Source organism: Methanosarcina barkeri 3 (assembly GCF_000970305.1).
Classification (GTDB): Archaea; Halobacteriota; Methanosarcinia; order Methanosarcinales; family Methanosarcinaceae; genus Methanosarcina; species Methanosarcina barkeri_A.
On record NZ_CP009517.1, the window covers coordinates 3086321 to 3104087 of the forward strand.

Sequence of the window (17767 nt, forward strand, 5' to 3'; positions counted from 1 at the left end):
AACAGGACTTCATTTGTATTCGGCTAAGGAATATGTTAACATTAAAGTAGCTACTGTAATGCTATTGTAATTATAGCCTCATCTCGGTTTGCATTTATAGATTTACAGACAATGACAACGAGAATAACACATTTCTATTTCTTATACTCATATCTTAGCTGAATATAAAATTCAGAATACAGATTTAGTTTTTGGAGTCAGTTTTTCAATAAATACATATACCTGAAGTTGCAATAATAGTTTGAAATCAAACTAAATGTACCTAAAACATGCAAATGTAAATATATCAAAAAAGAGATACTAGTTATTAATGTAAGCTTTAATGGGGGGAGATTCCAGAGAAAAATATAATTTCTTGAATGATATTTCCCAATTTGAGGATAAAATTGCCTTTTAAGATAATTTTAAATTGATTTAAGATAAATAAGGAAAATAGAATAACACGATTGTACTAATCTGCGTTTGCAGGAGAATAAGTATATATCTGTGTTCAAAAAATATATAACCGGTTCTAATCTGCTTAATTTATAAAAATAAATTCAGAAATAAGAATCAAAGACCGAAAACCCAGACATTAGCCTGGGAGGACGTCGCGTGATGAGTCATGAAGAACATGCTTAAAACTACAATTTTGCTTGCCTTCCTTACAGGCCTCCTTGTTTTGATAGGAGACTATTTTGGAGGTACGAGCGGAATGATTATTGCGTTCCTGTTTGCAGTAATTATGAATTTTGGAAGTTACTGGTACAGCGACAAAATAGTACTCAAAGTGTACAGGGCAAAAGAAGTTTCACCTGCGGAGGCTCCAAACCTTCATAGGATCGTCGATGGACTGGCTATGAAAGCAGGAATCCCAAAGCCCAAAGTGTATATCGTAGAGTCCGGAATGCCAAATGCCTTTGCAACCGGGAGAAACCCGGAGCATGCGGCTGTGGCTGCTACAACCGGAATTCTTGAGCTGCTATCTTATGAAGAAATGGAAGGTGTGCTGGCACACGAGCTTGCACATGTGAAGAATAGAGATACCTTAATAAGTGCCATAGCGGCAACCCTTGCAGGTGTTGTCACAATGCTTGCCAACTGGGCACAGATAGCTGCAATTTTCGGCGGTTTCGGTGGCAGCAGGGATGATGACAACGGAGGAATCATAGGTCTTATTGTAATGGCTGTCGTGGCTCCTATTGCTGCAACTTTGATTCAGCTTGCAATTTCAAGGTCAAGAGAATATGCAGCCGATGCAGAAGGAGCCAGTATATCCAGGAAACCCTGGGCTCTTGCCAGTGCCCTTGAAAAACTCGAATACGGAAATTCTCACTACAGTCCGAAAGTTTCAGACGTGCAGGCAAAAGAAAGCAGTGCCCATATGTTTATTGTCAATCCGTTAAAAGGAGGAGCTATCCAATCTCTCTTCAGCACTCACCCTGCAACCGATGAGAGAGTAAAACGCCTTAGAGCAATGAGGTTCTGAGAATATTTCTCGAACCTTTAATCTTTTAATTCTTTTACCAGGCTTTTTTCTTTGGCTTTTTTAAGTTTTTAATTTTATCCTTTTATCCAGATTTCGTATTCCAGGTTTTAACTCAGTTTATAGTCAACTGCTTACCTTATTAAATATTAGTTGCTTACTTTCTTAAATATTATTTTATTTCTTTTCCATATTTTTTGTCCTGAATTCCACATTCTTTTTTGTCCGGAATTCTTTTAAGTCAGGCGTGCTATATGCTATCAATATACACAGTAAAGTTTTAAGTTATATCTGAGAGAAAGCACTTATAAAAGAAAATAGTGAATAAAGAAAATAGAATAAATAATCATCTATGTAGAATATTGTGCTGTGTTCTAGCTATAGCAAACGTATCCGAAAATCCCATAATTATGGGCATAATCAAATTTTGGATTTGAGAAATTTCGGATCAGGATATTAATCGTGCATACTCTATCCTGATTTTATCGGGGAATTTTCAATGGAAGACAGATTTGAAATTGGCAGAATTGTCAGGGCAAAAACTATCTCTGATGCATGGTATCGCGGGCTTAACATCATCCGAAATCACGGGCAGGTTATTACGGATGAAAGAGGAAGCCAGATCAGGGAATTTATGGATTTGATGATCATAATTGAAGACCCCTATACTGACAGGATCCCATGTGGAACTGCCTGGAATGAGGAAAGACTTGAAGAGTATGCAAAACAGCTGATCTCAGGAGAAAACACACAGGACTTTGAATACACATACGGGCAGCGCCTTCGAAACTGGCATGGAAAAGTTGATCAAATAGATTATGTAATCGAAAAACTGCAGGAAAACCCTACTTCCAGACGAGCAATTGCAGTTACCTGGATTCCTCCTATGGACACGAAAGTTAATGAAGTTCCCTGCATGATGCTTGATGACTTTAAAATAAGAGACGGAAGGATGCATCTCACAACTCTTTTTAGAAGCCACGATTTTGGGGGAGCTTATCCGGCAAACCTTTACGGACTCTCGAAACTCCTCGAGTACGTAGCTGATAGAGTGGGAATAGAACCCGGAACAATCACAACTATCAGTATCTCAGCACATATATATGATCATGACTGGGATATGGTAGAAAATATTATAAAAGGAGTGAACTGAGTTTTAAACTAAGTTCTAAACATGTTCAAAATATTAAATTTTATTAATTTATTAGCAGGGCTATAAAAGATATTAACTTTGTTTAATTTATTAGCAGTGTTGTAAAAATATTCAGAAGTTAGAAATGCATTTGAATCCCATAAAAAAATCCAAAAATAAGAAATAGAAGAGATCTGGTACACATGCGTGTTTCTATTGACAAATCCTCAATCAAAGGGGAAGTCCTTGCCCCACCCTCAAAGAGTTACACCCACAGGGCTGTAGCCCTGGCAGCTCTTTCGAAAGAATCAACCGTCAGGCATCCCCTAATTTCGGCCGATACTCTTGCAACAGTCCGAGCTTCCGAGATGTTTGGTGCCTCGGTTGAGAGGGAAGAAGACAAGCTTATTATTCATGGAATTAATGGGAAACCAAATGTCCCTGATGATGTAATTGATGCTGCAAATTCTGGGACAACTCTTCGGTTTATGACCGCAATAGCAGCACTTACTGATGGGGTTACAGTGCTTACCGGAGATGCTTCCCTTCGTACCCGGCCAAACGGGCCTCTTCTTGAAGTTCTCAAGAGATTAGGAGTAAAAGCCTGCTCCACTCGAGGAAACGAGAGAGCTCCACTTGTTGTTAAAGGCGGACTTAAGGGAAAGGATGTGAGTATTGACGGCTCTATCAGTTCCCAGTTTATCTCGGCTCTTCTAATAACCTGTCCACTTGCCGAAAACAGTACTACCCTTTCTATCACAGGAAAACTTAAATCAAGACCTTATGTGGACGTAACCCTTGAAATGCTTGAACTGGCAGGCATTAAAGTTCATATCGATGAAAGTAAAGGTATTAGGTTCATAATTCCAGGAAAACAGAAGTACGATTTCAAAGATTATACCGTTCCTGGCGACTTTTCCTCTACGTCCTACCTCCTTGCAGCCGCAGCTATGACGAACGGATCTGAGGTTACAGTCAAAAATCTTTTTCCATCAAAACAGGGAGATAAGGTAATCGTTGAAATCTTGAAACAAATGGGAGCAGATATTACCTGGGATAAAGAAGCAGGCAATGTGACTGTTAGGGGAGGAAGACAATTAAAAGCTACAACTTTTGACGCCGGAGCAACCCCTGACCTTGTCCCTACTGTCGCTGTCCTGGCTGCAGTTGCCGAAGGGACTAGCAGAATTGAAAATGCCGAACATGTTAGATATAAGGAAACGGACCGTCTGCGAGCCCTCGCAACCGAACTTCCGAAGCTTGGAGTAGACCTTAAAGAGGAAAGAGACAGCCTGACCATTACCGGTGGAAAACTGCATGGGGCAGCAGTGCATGGATGGGATGATCATAGAATAGTTATGGCTCTTTCAATAGCAGGAATGGTCGCAGGAAATACAACAATTGACACAACAGAGGCTGTATCGATTTCTTACCCTGGCTTTTTTAAAGATATGTGCAGCCTTGGAGCGAAAATTAAGGATATTTCGGAAGAATAAGTTGAAACACAGTACAGATTCCTAAGTCCGGGGCTAGATAAGATTAAATCAGACTTTACTTAACTTTGAGGGTTAATTCCGAAATAAAATGATAAAGTATAGCAAGTTAGTAAGTAGCGTCAATAAATATGAATAGATGATAAAATGGAGGTAATTCACAATGAAGAATAATAATAAATGATGAAAAATAATAAGAGATGATAAGAAAGAATAAGGATAATAAAAAATGACATAGTACTTATATAAAATATTCCAATTTAAGTATATGGAAATGAGGTGTAGGTGTGGAGATAAGTGCATAAGGCCTATTTCGGAAACATTAAAAGACATTGAATTATTCTACAAACCGTGCAGCAATTGCAAAATAGGAAAAATAAAGAAATTCTCCCCTCTGGCAGAACAGATTAATTTAGATGAAATAGATAACTATTTTGGAAGTTGTAAATGCGGTAAAAGGCATCTTGATATTGTAATGTCTCATGTACTAAAAATAATGATTGATGAAGGAGTAAAAGATAAAAAAGCTAATTTAAGGAATTCGTGTGTTCCTCTTGTGACTCCTGGCTATCCAACTGATTCTGTTCCCTATTTACCTAAGGATTCTTTAGTAATATTATCTGATGAAATGGATAAAAGATGTGCTGAAAGAATTATAAAGGAAGTGGGAGAAGTTAGTGGGGTTTTAAAAGGAGATATAAGAAAAACTGTGGGTATAAAAGATTCTGATTCTAACCCTCATGTATATGAACTTCTTGCTGGATGCGATTTAAGATGTGATATTGTACAGACTCCTTACGGTGCTTTGGGAATATATAAGTATCAGCATGAAATTCACATAGAGTTTCCAAAGGCAAAATCGCCCAAAATAGAGATACTTGAAAAAGTTTTGGAACATTATAATAAGCCTACTGTTCTTGATTGTACATGTGGCCCTGGGACTTTAGGAATAGCATGCCTTAAAGCCAACGCGCAAAAAGTTGTTTTTAATGATATATGGAGTCCTGCAATAGAAATTACCTTGATTAATTTAGAGACTAATGGATTTCCAGTCAAACCTTCGGGTAATGAAGAAGGATTAATAGCATCTGGAGATAAATTTGAAGTTTATAGTATGGATATCAGGAAATTAGCAAATTATTTAGATAAAAAATTTGATATTTGTATTATAGATACATTTCCTGGTGTGGATACAAAAGAATTTGTAGAAGCGGCAGACAAATTAGGCAAAAAAGTTGTCCTGGTTTGAAGTAAAATTCACTGGTCATCGTTAAGTACTAAATTCCCTGTCTTGTAGATGTTTTTATATGACAAACCTTATTTATAATACATGTACTTCTATGTCTTCTCATTCTTTTTTACTCTTGAAGACTCTCTTCGGAGAATGTTTCCCGAAGAGTGGTTAAGGCAAACTGCCAAAGAAACTGTCAAAGAAACTGGTCTTAAACATGTAAATATAAAATTTATTTTTGTCACCGTTTTTTGGGTTTTAACTCTGAGTTTTGGTGTACGCTTATAAGCTTACAAGTGCCAGTTTAAAACGCGAATATGAAACTGAGCCCTGTCAATTGTTCTATACATCATAGGAATCTAGGATTCTATGCTGACTAGTAGGCGCATCAAATGAAAAAAATACTAAGAAAACATAGTCATTTTCCCAGATGTTTCTTGATAACAGAAAAAGACTGTGTTTTTGATTTTTATAAAAATGACTGTAAATTCGAAATCACATTTCTGAATATGTATTATATTTGAATTAGTGAACTTGGAAGTTTACGATTTTACAGAAAAACTTTTAAACTATTTTTTGTGCACTGCCTGAATACACTAATCAAAAATCTAAAAATTACTGATTCTTTCAGTCTCATGAGGTAATTCTCAATATTTCTGTAAAATTTAACCAACTAAAACTTACGAAATATACAGACTTAGGAATAAAACCTATTCAAAAGCTGCTGAGAAAATTTGCCGGAAAAAGTACATCGGTACATGTAAAAAAATTGTTTTTATTATATAAATAAAATATGTTCTCATATTTAAGAGGGGCTCCTTTATTCTTCTAGTTACCTTTTACTTCTGTATTTTTTACATATGTTAAATCTAAGGAGAAAGAATTAAATAATATGGTCAAGTACTGTACTGTCAAGTACTTTACTACTTGCCACTTGACAATGTTGCCGGCACTTGACAATATTGCCAAAGAAATATAATATTCTTTATGAGGTGAGAATTTAAATGAACACACAATGTACGGAAAAAACCGTAAACAGACCAGATGTGAAAGGAGGAAAGATGAAAATCATTGGATTTATCGCAAGCCCGCGAAAAGAAGGCAATACCGCCTGGATCATCAACCAAATACTCGAAGAGGCGCAAAAACAGGGTGCTGAAACGCAGTCCTGGTCTTTCGGCGATCTTGATATCAAACCTTGCCGGGGTTGTTTGGGATGTCATAAAGACGATGGCAATCGAGGTTGTCTTATCAACGACGACATGCAGCAGCTGTATAACGCGCTTGCGCACGCCGATGCCCTGGTGCTTGGCTCACCGGTGTACATGGGACAGATGAGTGCCCAGGCGAAGATATTCACCGACAGGTTGTTTGCGTACATCTCTCCGCGTTTTTCTCCGCATTTCAAAGAAAAAGCCATGAAAAAAAAGCTGCTGCTTGTGTTTACGCAGGGGAATCCTGATGCCAGCTTTTTCCAGGAGTATTTTGATTATACGAAAAAGATGTTTCAGCTGCTGGAATTTGATGTGAAAGAGGTACTTGTCGTCGCCGGTATGCGAGATAGACCGGCACATGAAAGAAAAGATCTGCACACTGTCTTGAAGGATGTTGGTTCATCGCTGGTTTCGGAATGATTCCCGGAATAATAAGATATTGCAATTGCAGATAAGCAGGAATATCCTGTGGTTTCCTGTGATGGTTCTGTCAAGTTGATGGGTGTTAAGAAATTTTTCCAGCGTCAATTGAACCAATAAACATCCAGCTTTTATCAACTGACAGAAACTCCATGAGAAAGAATTAAATAGTATAGTCAAGTACCATACTATCAAGTACTTTACTATCTGGTACTTTACTATCAAGTACTATACTATCAGGTACTTTACTATCAAGCGGTTTACTATCGAGTACTTGATAATATTGCCTTGAAAAGTTCTACTAAATAAAAAGGAAAGATTTCATATGAGTGAAATAAAAAATGAGATATTAGAACAGTTTATACGCTTGCAAGGATTGCTGCATCGCTACCATACGCAACATTTCATGGAATTTGGACCGTTGGGCAACCCGCACAGAGGACAGGGGCGTGTGCTCTCTATTCTAAAGTTGAAGCCGGAAATAAGCCAGAAAGAATTAACTTACCTGCTGGATATGAGCAAGCAAGGTTTGGCGGAACTCCTTAATAAACTGGAAAAGAAAGGCTATATCAAGCGTGAACCGGTAGAGGAAGATCGTCGCAGCTTCAATATAAAACTCACCGAAGAGGGTGCTACCGTTGCCGGCGAGATTGATGACATGCCGCTTGATCTGGATAAAGTGTTTGACTGTCTAAGTGATGAAGAACTTGCTAAACTCTATGAATATTTGAAACGCATCATTGGATGCCTTGAAGATCAATTACCAGGTGATGATAATGACTTGCGCAAGCAGATGATGGAGAGGTTTATGGAACATTATCTCCACGGAAAACATGGAGACGATTTCTCAGGTTTATTTGGAGGCAGATTCCCTCATGGGCGGGGTAGCAGGAAAGGTCATGACGAAAGGAAGCAGATGATGGAGATGTTTATGGAACATTATCATCATGGAAAACATGGAGACGATTTCTCAGGTTCCTTCAGAGGCAGATTCCCTAATGAGTGGGGTAGCAGGATAGATGATGACGAAAGGAATGAGTGACGTTGATCTGGCTTCAGTAGTTAGGTTAAAAATCTTGCGAACAGAGTTTAAACTTTTACAAATAATTTGTTTTTAAGAGTTTTACAGAAAAAGTATCTCATATAGTTAATAGATAGAGATCTACATTTTAAAAAGGATACGTTTATCATCGGTTAGTATACACTTTGTAAAAATATATCAATTTTAGAGTATTTTTAGGAATTTATCTGAATAAATAGAAAATTATAGGATATAATTTTTTTATTTGGATAAAAAGTATTTATTTTTAAAATATGCATAGAAATTAGTTTCATTATTTAGAAAGAAGGACAGCAGGTGATCGAATGGAACCGATAATTGAAGTCAAAAACCTGGTCAAAACTTTTGATTCCAGAGGGAAAAAAATCACCGCAGTGAATGATGTTAGCTTCAATGTTTTTAAAGGAGAAATTTTTGGCATGATAGGACCAAATGGAGCTGGCAAATCCACTACTTTTTCCATGCTGACCACACTAACAAAGCCTACAAGCGGCAGTATAAAAATCGCAGGCTTCGATGTTGAAAAACAGGATGATAAGATAAGACCTATTATCGGCATAGTTCCTCAGAAACTTAGCCTTTATCCACTTCTTACAACCAGGGAGAACCTTGAGTTTATGGGAAAACTTTACAATCTCCCAAAAAAGGTAATGGAAGAGCGAATTGATTATTATCTAGAACTTGTAGGCCTTGAAGATAGTGCTGATAGTTTTACAGAAGGCTTTTCAGGTGGCATGAAACAACGCCTTTCAGTGATCTGTGCAATGATGCATGACCCTCAAATCTTGTTTTGGGATGAACCTTCAACAGGTCTTGACCCTCAGACAAGGCAAGCTATCTGGAAACTCGCTAAGAAATTCAATGAAGATGGAAAAACACTGATATTTACAACTCATTACATGGAAGAGGCGGAAAATATCTGTGATAGGGTTGCTGTAATGAATTCAGGCAAAATGGTAGCTCTGGATAAACCGGAAGTTCTAAAGAAAACCTCTGGGAGTTCAAATCTTGAACAGGTGTTTATGCACTTTGCGGGAGAGGAGGTGTATAATTAAATGACAATAAAAACGGAACTAATAAATTCATTAGCGGTAGCGGAAAAAGAATTCAAAATTCTTTCCAGAAGAAAAGGGGTTGTAATTCCTTTGTTATTATTCCCCTTAGTAATGATGATTTTTTTTGGCTACGGAATGGGAGGGACGTTAAGAGACGCTCCTTTTCTCATTGTCAATAGCGACACTGGCCAGGCATCAAGTTCTCTTATTCAAGAAGTTGGAAGTTATACTTCAAAATATGATGGATATCCAATGTTTTCTGTGACTTACACAAAGGACATGTCGCAGTCTGAAGCAGAGAGTAAGATAAACTCAGGAGTTTATAAAGGCGCTCTAATTATTCCACCGGATTTTAGTGATAACATAGCAAAAAATCAGAGTACCACTTTAACACTTTTGACTGACTCCTCAGACACTACCGCAAGTGAAAGTATTATAAATACCATTAAACAGTTGTTGACAACAACCGGGTTATTAACAATAACCGGACTAGTATCTTTAAACATTCCTAACATTTACGGCAGTCTGGAATACCTGGATTTCCTCACACCTGGCATTATAGCCCTTACGATATTTTTTGGTTCAGTAATGACCACAGGTTCTGCAATTGCAGAAGAAAAAGAATCCGGCACACTTATTCGCATGTTAATGACACCTATTAGTAAAAGATCTGTTATTCTCGGGAAAACTATCTATCAGCTAATACTGGAATTAGCCAAAGCTGTAATCCTGATACTTGTAGCTTATTTTCTTGTAGGATTCCGCATAAATGGTAGCTGGCTTCTTGTTGCTCTGGTACTGATTGTTTTTACTCTTGGTGGTGTCGGAGTGGGGATAATTTTGTCGGCTAAGGCAGAAAGTATGGAATCTTTTGATCAATTAGCCATGCTGGTCACTATGCCATCCATGTTCCTTACAGGTGTGTTTTTTCCTTTGAGTTCGGCTCCAGTCTGGATGCAGTATTTAGCGCGTTGCGTACCTCTGACTTATGCAATTGATGCTATGCGTACCATCATGGTAAAGGGTCAGAATTTGAACGCCATATCTACTGATTTGATAATACTCACTCTCTTTGCAATTGTTACCTTTACTTTAGGTGTCCATCTATTCAGGAGGGAAGCATAAAATGAAAAAAATGATAATATTCTCTTTAATCTCTCTTCTATTGCTTGCTATGATATCATGCGCAGAAGGCGCTTCCAGTTCCCCGGACAATTACAATGTTCCTCAAAGCTTTGATCTTGGAAAAAATTACTATACCGTAGAAGGCAGTCCTGATCTTAACGCCAATATTATTGGAAGTAACGAATTTGATAGAGATCAAACGGCTACTTTGAATATTAATGTGATGAACAAAGGCAAATTGTTAGGATTTAAGAATGACAAAACTCCTTATGATGCGGACGAAATCTATGCTGCTCGAACAGAAATGAAGCTGGAAAGCGGTATAGTGGATGCTACAAACGTAGTAGCTTCTCTTTCAACAGATCCGAACAGTCCGATTGAAGTCAAATCGGTAAGTCAGGAAATCGGTTCCGTAAAAAGTGGAGAAAACTCAATAGCACCAGCAAAATTCGATATAAAAATAGATAAGAAAGCAAAGGCTGGGGAATACAACCTTTACCTGAACCTTTCCTATGATTACCAGAAAAATGTGCAAATAATGGATCCGGATGCAGTTGCTCAGACATATGATGCAAACCGCTGGTATGGAATGATGAACCAGAATCTGACCTTAAAGGTTAAGGTGAATGATCAGGCTGATTTTGAGATCGTAAACACTACAGGCAGTCTTTCCCCGGGTGGGGAGAATATGATTGATATAACGATTAAAAACACAGGCGAGGAAGAAGCAAGAAACGTTAAAGCGATAATTAATCCGGCTGATCCTTTAAGCACAACCGATAGTGCAGCATTCCTATCTACTATAGCGCCTGGCAGTACGGCCGTTGCAAAAATTAAAATTAAGGCAGATAGCGAAGCTGTACCCAAAATATATGGAATTGACACAGTTTTAAAATATGAAACTCCGGAAGGTGACATTAAGTATACAGACATCCTTCAGGCTCCAGTAGAAATAAGGGAAGCAGGATTCTTCGAGAAAATCTTTGGATGGATATAATATTGAAACGGCTCTGTTAAGTCTTCGCCAGCTAACATAATTGAAAATCATTTTATTAGCATTAGTCATATTCTAAAAGATGGCCATTGTATCGTAGTAAGCAAAGACTTAACAGAACCCTGAAAACCTGGAAATAACTTCTATATCCTCTGCATGTATTTTTCATATTCAAGTCCAAATGTTGCTTTCAATGCTTTTTTCTCAACATGTATGTTGGGTATTCAAGTGCTGTTGTATCCTGAAATGATTTCGCAGACTCAAAACCATTTGGAAGTCCAATATATAATACAATAACAGACGACGCAAAATGTCAAATATTGAGTAAATTCCAATTTCATTTTGTATTATGGAGTGATCGTGTAAAGTGAAACAAATTAGAAGTTGGCAAAACAATGGGCCATCTGTATATGATATATAACTGCAATAAAAGAAATTAAAAAGCGAAATAATTTGGGAATAGAACATGAATACCAATTTACATCCTTAAAATATGAGAAGAAATTTAGCAACAGATCCTACTCTACTACAGTTGTACAAACAAAGTGTCCATGCTTAGATGCATGGTATCCATCTGTGCGCCCTTCAAAATAACTTTTTTCAATGGTAGCTGAGTTTAAATCCTCGTGAAGATATAAATTTAAATTTTTGAGATTATTTGCCAATATAGATGGATTAAAACCTGTTATCATTGGTTCCCCAATCTTCCTTAAAAACTCTTGTTTCCTTTGCATTTCTGTAGACGAGTTATCCTGGTTAAGTGCCATTATCTATGTAATCGAAAACAATAGTACTGCCTATTGGACCAACACTTGTAATTGAACGAAGAGTGGAAAACACCTCATCAGGGGTCAAGTACATGGTGACACCCAGCCAACTAAAAAAACTTTTAGCTCTTGTGTCATAAGAGGATGAACGAGTTAGTACTGATTCCAGATCTTCCTTCGTGAAATCGAGAGGAATGAAGTTCAATTTTGCTGGATGTTTCCATCCCAACTCGGCTATACGTTGAAGTTTAAATGCTTGAGATTATCAAGCTGTTTGGCTTTAATCAAAATTTTTTCGATGATTGTTCTTCTTTCTTCAGGTATCAAGCTATAGCTAGGTAATCATCAAATATTTTTGGAGTATCATGCATAGAATGATAAGCACGTATGTAGGCTGTCATCATTGCAGTAAAACTAGGGTTTGTTTCTTTCACTTGCTATCTCCCTTTTCTTGAACTTCCATCTTTTGAGACTTCTTTTCATATTTGTACATCTCATCAGTCGGATAGTTTAATGAAGTTTTGTAAAAATTTTAAACTTCAATGCTTGGATCACAAAACCAACAATTCATTTAAAATAAGTAATTATCAAACCTTGAGTAAATTCATATCATATAGGCAGAATTATTTTTGGAATACTCTTTAGATAAATAACAATTTCCGGGAAAACAGCAGAGGAAAAACAGTATAAAAAAGAGACAAAAAGTAGGCCCGAAGACCTACTCTGTTTTAGTATTTTTCAATTATTGAATTTATTTTGCTGGAATGACGAGGGATCTCTCACCAGCAGGCACGAACTCTCTCATGGCACCGCGGCCGAATTCTCTCCTGGGTTCAGCAAAGTTGAAGGGCATGAGATCGTCAGCGAAGCAGACCTTGATGAGTGGGTTGACGGTGAATGCGTCTCCACGACCTGAGTGAGCTGCCTGAGCGATACCTGCGTATCCACCCTGGTGACCGACGTTCATTGCGTAGTTGGGGTAGTTTGGACCACGGAGTTCGTCTGGGAGACCTTCGTCGCCCTGGTAGGACAGAACATTTGTGGCACCGCACTGATCCTGCAGGTCGAAACCGAAGAATCCGAGTCTGCCCCATGCTTCCTTGTGCAGGTACATGGAGAGGTACCAGCCTGAAAGACCGGCATTGGCATTTGCAGTTGCGAGAGAAGTTGCAACACCGGCTGCGGCTGCGAGCACGGTTGCTCTCTGGGAACCACCGAAGTGGTCTTCAAGGGCAGTTGGGAATTTCTCGTAGGTCTCAATACCGTAGAGTGTGGACTCGGTTGCGATGTCCTTTACGACTTCGAGAGTTGCCTTTACCTTGTTGTCCTTGCCTACGTTTGCAGCACCGTTGTACTTGTCATTGATGTAGTCAACGTCATAGTAAACGTTGTTGTCGAGGATGTCATCAGTGTATGCAGCTGTTGCATACTGTGTGAATCCGACACCACCGGACATGTAGGATCCGAGCCAGATCTGGTCGTAGAGCATACAGCCTGCACCGACGACTTCAAGAGCAATCTTTGCTGGGTCTTCGGAGGTGCGGCTTGTCTGGATGATGTCTGAGAGGTGACCGAAGGAAAGTCCACCGGGCTCGTTTGGTCCACGTGCACGCCTTGCTGGGAGCATTTCACCCATTGAGACAAGGGCTGCGTGCTTTGCAGCGAAGGACAGGTCAGCGACGGCTGCTTCACCGGCGCACATTGCGTATGCGGAAATGAAGGACATACCGATCTGCATGGCTGCCCACCTGGGGGTCTGAGCACCGTCTGTTGTTCTGGAGACAATTGTTGGGATGTGGATTGCCTGCCAGGATGTCTTGCCGATGGAGGCCTTAATCTGGGCTGCCTGTTCTTCAGAGAATTCCTTGTTGATATCAATAAGGAACTGCTTGTCGATTTCGTCTGCGAGGGCGTCGTCACCTGTGAAGACTTTCACGTAACAGTCGTCAACAAGGGCAGGGTGAGTTTCGACCATCATTTCCTGAACCACTGCTGCACCGGGCATGGCGTGGTTAAGGACTTCAAGGTAGTGGTTGATGGTTTCAGGAGTAACTTCCTTACCCAGTCTCTTCTCAAGTGTCTCGTGAGCCATGTCAAGACCGACAACGCAGGTTCTCCTGATGTCGTCCCACATCTGCTGCATTGCAGCGTTGTTTACGTAGTGGAGGTCATCAGGTTCTGCGACAATGTCAGTACCGGAGATGGTGTAAGGAGTAATTGCACGCTGACCGAGAGGAGCACCGGAGTGCATCATTGGGTTATAGAATGCAATACCTCTTTTCTCAGCAATTTCTTTACCGGCTTTAATCATTTCGACCTTTCTGGGGTCCTGCTCAGGGCCTAACCTCAGGAACTTTTCAGTCTTGCCGGTGATGTCCCCACCAGTCTGCTTGTTTGAACCAAATTCCTGTGCGAATTTGACTTCCATGTCTTTTTTGAATTTTGAGAAAATGTCTGCTGCCATTGTGGTCACCTCATTTCGGCTGGAAGCCGAACTTTGTCCTCTGATCGAATATCCTGTGTACCCATTCAACAACTTCTGCATCGTCCCTGAAGGCTACATTGTCCACACGGTAAATGGTGGTTCTCTTTGCGGCTTCCTCACTGGACATTGGCTTACCGAGATCTACTTTCCTGTCGAGTGGAATTGCAACCTGGTCTTTGTCCATTATGATGGTACCGTTCTCAAGTCTTCTCCTGTCGAGCATATCGAACATTACACCGTCTTCCTGGAGACGGACAGAGTGACCGTGCACAGTTGCACCACGCACACCTGCGAGTGCATGGTCAGTGATTTCGGTTTCCATCTGAACCTTTGCGCACTGTTCCATATCTCTTTCACGGGCTTCAACGATTTGACGACCGGAAAGGGTACCTGGGTCTACACCTCTGAAGTTGATTGCTGCAAAGTAGGATCTGAAGTATGGGGTTGCAGGTGCATTGTACATTGAGTCAGCAAACTGAATGTATCTTACTCTGTCTCCTGCTGCTGCGCCGGGTGTAGGTGCAACGTTTTCACGAGTCGAGCATGCAGGTTCTCCCATTTCTGCAAGTGGTGGGTGGGTGCTTGGATAGTCGCTCCCTGGAGCGCGGTGTCCGAGAACTGCGGTTAAGTCTTCGTCTGAAATTTCCCTGAGTTTCTCAAGTTTTCCAGACATGTGTTTTCTTCTGTTAGCGGCAACTGATGTTGCGCCTGGATAAAATTGTCTTTCGTAAGCCATCTCATGCAACTCCTTTATGATCTTCTAACTGGTCTAATGTAGTCTTGACGTATTTAATGATAAGATTTAGTTTATCCCTGGGACAGGAATCACCACGTGTAACTCCACTTACCATATCCATCACAATTCCCTTTGTAAGAATATTTTCATCCCTTGGCATCACTAATCTCGTCTTTATCCCTGCCTCTGCAAAATCCTCAAAATCTACCGGGATCTGGCTGACTACAATCGCCGGAATATTAGCCTGGCTTAGGATTTCCCTGGTCTTTCTAACCACATGATCCTTGATATTTCCGAGGTGAATCACGGCCAACTTATGCATTTCAATCTGTGCGACTTCTACCGGACTCAATACAAAAGATCCGGTTCTCATACCTGATTCAGGGATTCCGGAACCTGAGTAGAGTACCAGCACACTGACCTGAATGTTCTCTTTTCTCATGCCGTATGTGATCTCACATACCGGCTTTGTGATATGTCTCTGACCGGGACTCATGGCAATAGCTACTACCTCAGCACGGCCGGCTTCCGAGAGAGTACCTCGTTGGGCAAGCCCTCCTCCTTTACCAAGTCCTGCACCGCATCGGCAATCAACTACCTGTGTCTCTCGATCAATCATCATACTTTTTCACTCATCTTTATCCTTTTTCTCTTCTTGCTCCTTCTGTATCTCGATAAAGATGAGCTGGTCTGTCTTGGTTCTAGGATCTACCATACCAAGCAACCGAGGGTCTGCTTCAGGACCAAGTTTAGCATAGTCAGTTACAGTAGGCTTTTTCCTGAGAAAATGTCCTTCCCTGAATTCAAAGGGGAACGGGAGCAATTTTTCGCAAACTTCCCTGATCTGTTCTTTAGCTTCGGCATTTGAAAGTTCAACCCGGATCCTGCCTACACAAATCTTCAATTCTATAACTTGATCTCCAATTTGAATAGGCTTTCTCAGTGGATGTTCTACTTTTTCCCCTGTACCTGGGCCAGCAGACACCCTATCAGGTAGCCTGTTGCCCTGCACCATGACGCGGATTACCCCGTCCACCTTATAAATTTCAGTCATGAGCTTCTGAGCCGTTTCAGGGGACAGGATTCTACTGGGAAAAATTTCGATTTGAATAGAGTCTTCCGTATTTGAAGCAGAGTCTGACATCGTTAGACCTTTTGAGTTATTATTTAGAGCGCTCCTGCAACTGCCTTTATCGGTTCGCGGAATTCCTTAATTGCACCAAAGACGTCACCTATCAGGCCGGATGTTGATTCGATTGTGAACATCTGGGTACCTGCGTCAAGAGCTACTGCTGCGCATACACAGGGGATTGCGAATCCTCTGGAGTGTCTGGTAACAACGTGGTTACCGTTGAAGACACCAGGCCCACCGCCACCATAAATGGAGTGGCTGAAGAATGAGAATCCTACTGCTGTACCTTCTACTTTACCGTAGTCACAGCCTGGAAGACCGGTTTCCTTCTCAAGGATATCATTGAAGTAGAGAAGAGTTGAGGAAACGTTCTGAGCTGCACGGCCTGCACCACAGTTCACGAGGGTGGCTGCAAGGGTACCGACTGCTGCACAGGCATTCCACATGGGGACGTCGTTTGCTTTATAGAAATTGTATCCAGAAGGAGCGGTCTTGTCAACGGAGATAATACCTGCTTCAACTGCCCTGCGGACAACGGATTCGATAACAGTTCCAATTGTGCCGTCCTTACCGTTTTCTTTCACAATGTCATATAAGAGGTTGTTAGCGTTGAGACCCTGGTATGCAAGACCGAGGAGCTGATGCCTCTCGAACATACCGACTGCTCCGCCCATTTCGAAGATACCAGCCTGCTCGTAAATAGAAGAGAGAGCTGATGCGTTCATTGCATTCCTGTTAGAAATTGCTGCAACGTGGTTGGCCATAATGTTCCTGAGGGAGAAGCCAAGACCTTCATTGTTTTGGGGGATACTGAGAATGCCCTGAACCTGACCGCCCATGAGATCCATTGTCTGTGGGTAGCTTCCCCAAACAGCGGCTTTTACGATGGGAGCGTCATATGGGTCAGTTCCGAACATGTCCATAATAGTCTGGGTGACTGCTGCTGCACCAACTGTTGTTGCGGACATGAAATCGGCACCTGCAATCATCCTGGAATGTGGGGACTGGACCAGCAGGCTCTTTCCGCCTTTGACTTTGATGACATTAGTATCGTCATCTTCATCGACCTGGACAAGTTTCTTAACGTTTTCTGCAATTGCATCAGCATTGCCTACGATGTCATAGTTAAGTCCGCGGCCTAAGATCTGACGGCCCTTTCCGCCCATCTTGCCGCTGGCAAGTGCACCCTGAATACCTGCGAGGCTGACTGCAACTGACCTCTTGGTGTCCATGATAATCTTTTTAATTGCTGCGTTTCTTGTTGGAGCAAGGGTCATAATGTCGACATTGCTCTCGAGCAGTTTTCCTCTGTCGTCGTAGATGTCTACTGTGTCAGACACTTTAATTTCCTCCTTAATTTATTGAAATCACTTTGGGACTGGTCACCTACTGGAGTGCTTTTGCACTCAATAAATCAAGTACCGCTTTTTTTAAGTGTCCACTTTCCCAATGAAATCT

16 protein-coding genes and 2 pseudogenes are annotated in these 17767 nt (G+C 40.6%); 10 read left to right on the forward strand and 8 right to left on the reverse strand.

What is annotated here, in order from left to right; all coding sequences use genetic code 11:
* Positions 1–604 precede the first annotated feature (604 nt).
* The 10 genes and pseudogenes from htpX (at position 605) to MSBR3_RS12555 (ending at position 11192) form a co-directional block, all read left to right on the forward strand.
* A complete protein-coding gene (htpX, locus tag MSBR3_RS12515; protein WP_048108534.1) occupies positions 605–1468 on the forward strand; it encodes a zinc metalloprotease HtpX in 864 nt (287 codons plus the stop codon).
* 496 nt (positions 1469–1964) lie between these two features.
* Entirely contained in the window at positions 1965–2618 is a 654-nt protein-coding gene (locus tag MSBR3_RS12520) for a thymidylate synthase (RefSeq protein ID WP_048108536.1), read from the forward strand.
* Between the two features lie 182 nt (positions 2619–2800).
* Positions 2801–4093 (forward strand): 3-phosphoshikimate 1-carboxyvinyltransferase, encoded by a 1293-nt coding sequence (aroA, locus tag MSBR3_RS12525; protein WP_048108538.1) that lies wholly within the window; start codon positions 2801–2803, stop codon positions 4091–4093.
* A 265-nt stretch (positions 4094–4358) separates the two neighbouring features.
* Positions 4359–5339, forward strand: a complete 981-nt coding sequence (locus tag MSBR3_RS12530; protein ID WP_048108540.1) for a 50S ribosomal protein L11 methyltransferase — start codon at positions 4359–4361, stop codon at positions 5337–5339.
* 81 nt (positions 5340–5420) lie between these two features.
* A pseudogene (locus MSBR3_RS20375) lies at positions 5421–5649 on the forward strand (hypothetical protein); the annotation flags it as partial.
* A 733-nt stretch (positions 5650–6382) separates the two neighbouring features.
* Entirely contained in the window at positions 6383–6955 is a 573-nt protein-coding gene (locus MSBR3_RS12535; RefSeq protein WP_048110480.1) for a flavodoxin family protein, read from the forward strand.
* 406 nt (positions 6956–7361) lie between these two features.
* Complete coding sequence (locus MSBR3_RS12540; RefSeq protein ID WP_230627454.1) at positions 7362–7997, forward strand: MarR family winged helix-turn-helix transcriptional regulator; 636 nt, start codon at positions 7362–7364, stop codon at positions 7995–7997.
* 323 nt (positions 7998–8320) lie between these two features.
* Positions 8321–9070: an ABC transporter ATP-binding protein gene (locus tag MSBR3_RS12545; protein WP_048108541.1), complete on the forward strand. Its 750-nt coding sequence runs from the start codon at positions 8321–8323 to the stop codon at positions 9068–9070.
* On the forward strand, positions 9071–10195 hold the full coding sequence (locus tag MSBR3_RS12550; protein ID WP_048108543.1) for an ABC transporter permease: 1125 nt from the start codon (positions 9071–9073) through the stop codon (positions 10193–10195).
* Between the two features lies 1 nt (position 10196).
* Entirely contained in the window at positions 10197–11192 is a 996-nt protein-coding gene (locus MSBR3_RS12555; RefSeq protein ID WP_048108545.1) for a COG1361 S-layer family protein, read from the forward strand.
* A gap of 515 nt (positions 11193–11707) precedes the next feature.
* Here the strand turns inward: MSBR3_RS12555 and MSBR3_RS21090 are convergent.
* The 8 genes and pseudogenes from MSBR3_RS21090 to mcrB form a co-directional block, all read right to left on the reverse strand.
* The gene (locus MSBR3_RS21090; protein WP_052723400.1) at positions 11708–11956 is read right to left on the reverse strand and encodes a hypothetical protein; all 249 of its coding nucleotides are present in this window, start codon (positions 11954–11956) and stop codon (positions 11708–11710) included.
* Positions 11946–12203: pseudogene (locus MSBR3_RS21095) on the reverse strand (class I SAM-dependent methyltransferase); the annotation flags it as partial. The gene MSBR3_RS21090 and the pseudogene MSBR3_RS21095, both read right to left, overlap by 11 nt.
* 76 nt (positions 12204–12279) lie before the next feature.
* Positions 12280–12390, reverse strand: coding sequence for a class I SAM-dependent methyltransferase (locus tag MSBR3_RS21100; protein ID WP_230627458.1), 111 nt, complete (start codon positions 12388–12390; stop codon positions 12280–12282).
* Positions 12391–12707: 317 nt separating this feature from the next.
* Positions 12708–14420 carry a coenzyme-B sulfoethylthiotransferase subunit alpha gene (mcrA, locus tag MSBR3_RS12565; protein WP_048108547.1) on the reverse strand — a complete coding sequence of 571 codons (1713 nt, stop codon included), beginning with the start codon at positions 14418–14420 and terminating at the stop codon, positions 12708–12710.
* Positions 14421–14430: 10 nt separating this feature from the next.
* The gene (gene mcrG / locus MSBR3_RS12570; RefSeq protein ID WP_048108549.1) at positions 14431–15177 is read right to left on the reverse strand and encodes a coenzyme-B sulfoethylthiotransferase subunit gamma; all 747 of its coding nucleotides are present in this window, start codon (positions 15175–15177) and stop codon (positions 14431–14433) included.
* 1 nt (position 15178) lies between these two features.
* Positions 15179–15799 carry a methyl-coenzyme M reductase I operon protein C gene (gene mcrC / locus MSBR3_RS12575; RefSeq protein WP_048108550.1) on the reverse strand — a complete coding sequence of 207 codons (621 nt, stop codon included), beginning with the start codon at positions 15797–15799 and terminating at the stop codon, positions 15179–15181.
* 6 nt (positions 15800–15805) lie between these two features.
* Positions 15806–16321, reverse strand: a complete 516-nt coding sequence (gene mcrD / locus MSBR3_RS12580; protein ID WP_048108552.1) for a methyl-coenzyme M reductase operon protein D — start codon at positions 16319–16321, stop codon at positions 15806–15808.
* Positions 16322–16344: 23 nt separating this feature from the next.
* Entirely contained in the window at positions 16345–17649 is a 1305-nt protein-coding gene (gene mcrB / locus MSBR3_RS12585; protein ID WP_048108554.1) for a coenzyme-B sulfoethylthiotransferase subunit beta, read from the reverse strand.
* Positions 17650–17767 lie beyond the last annotated feature (118 nt).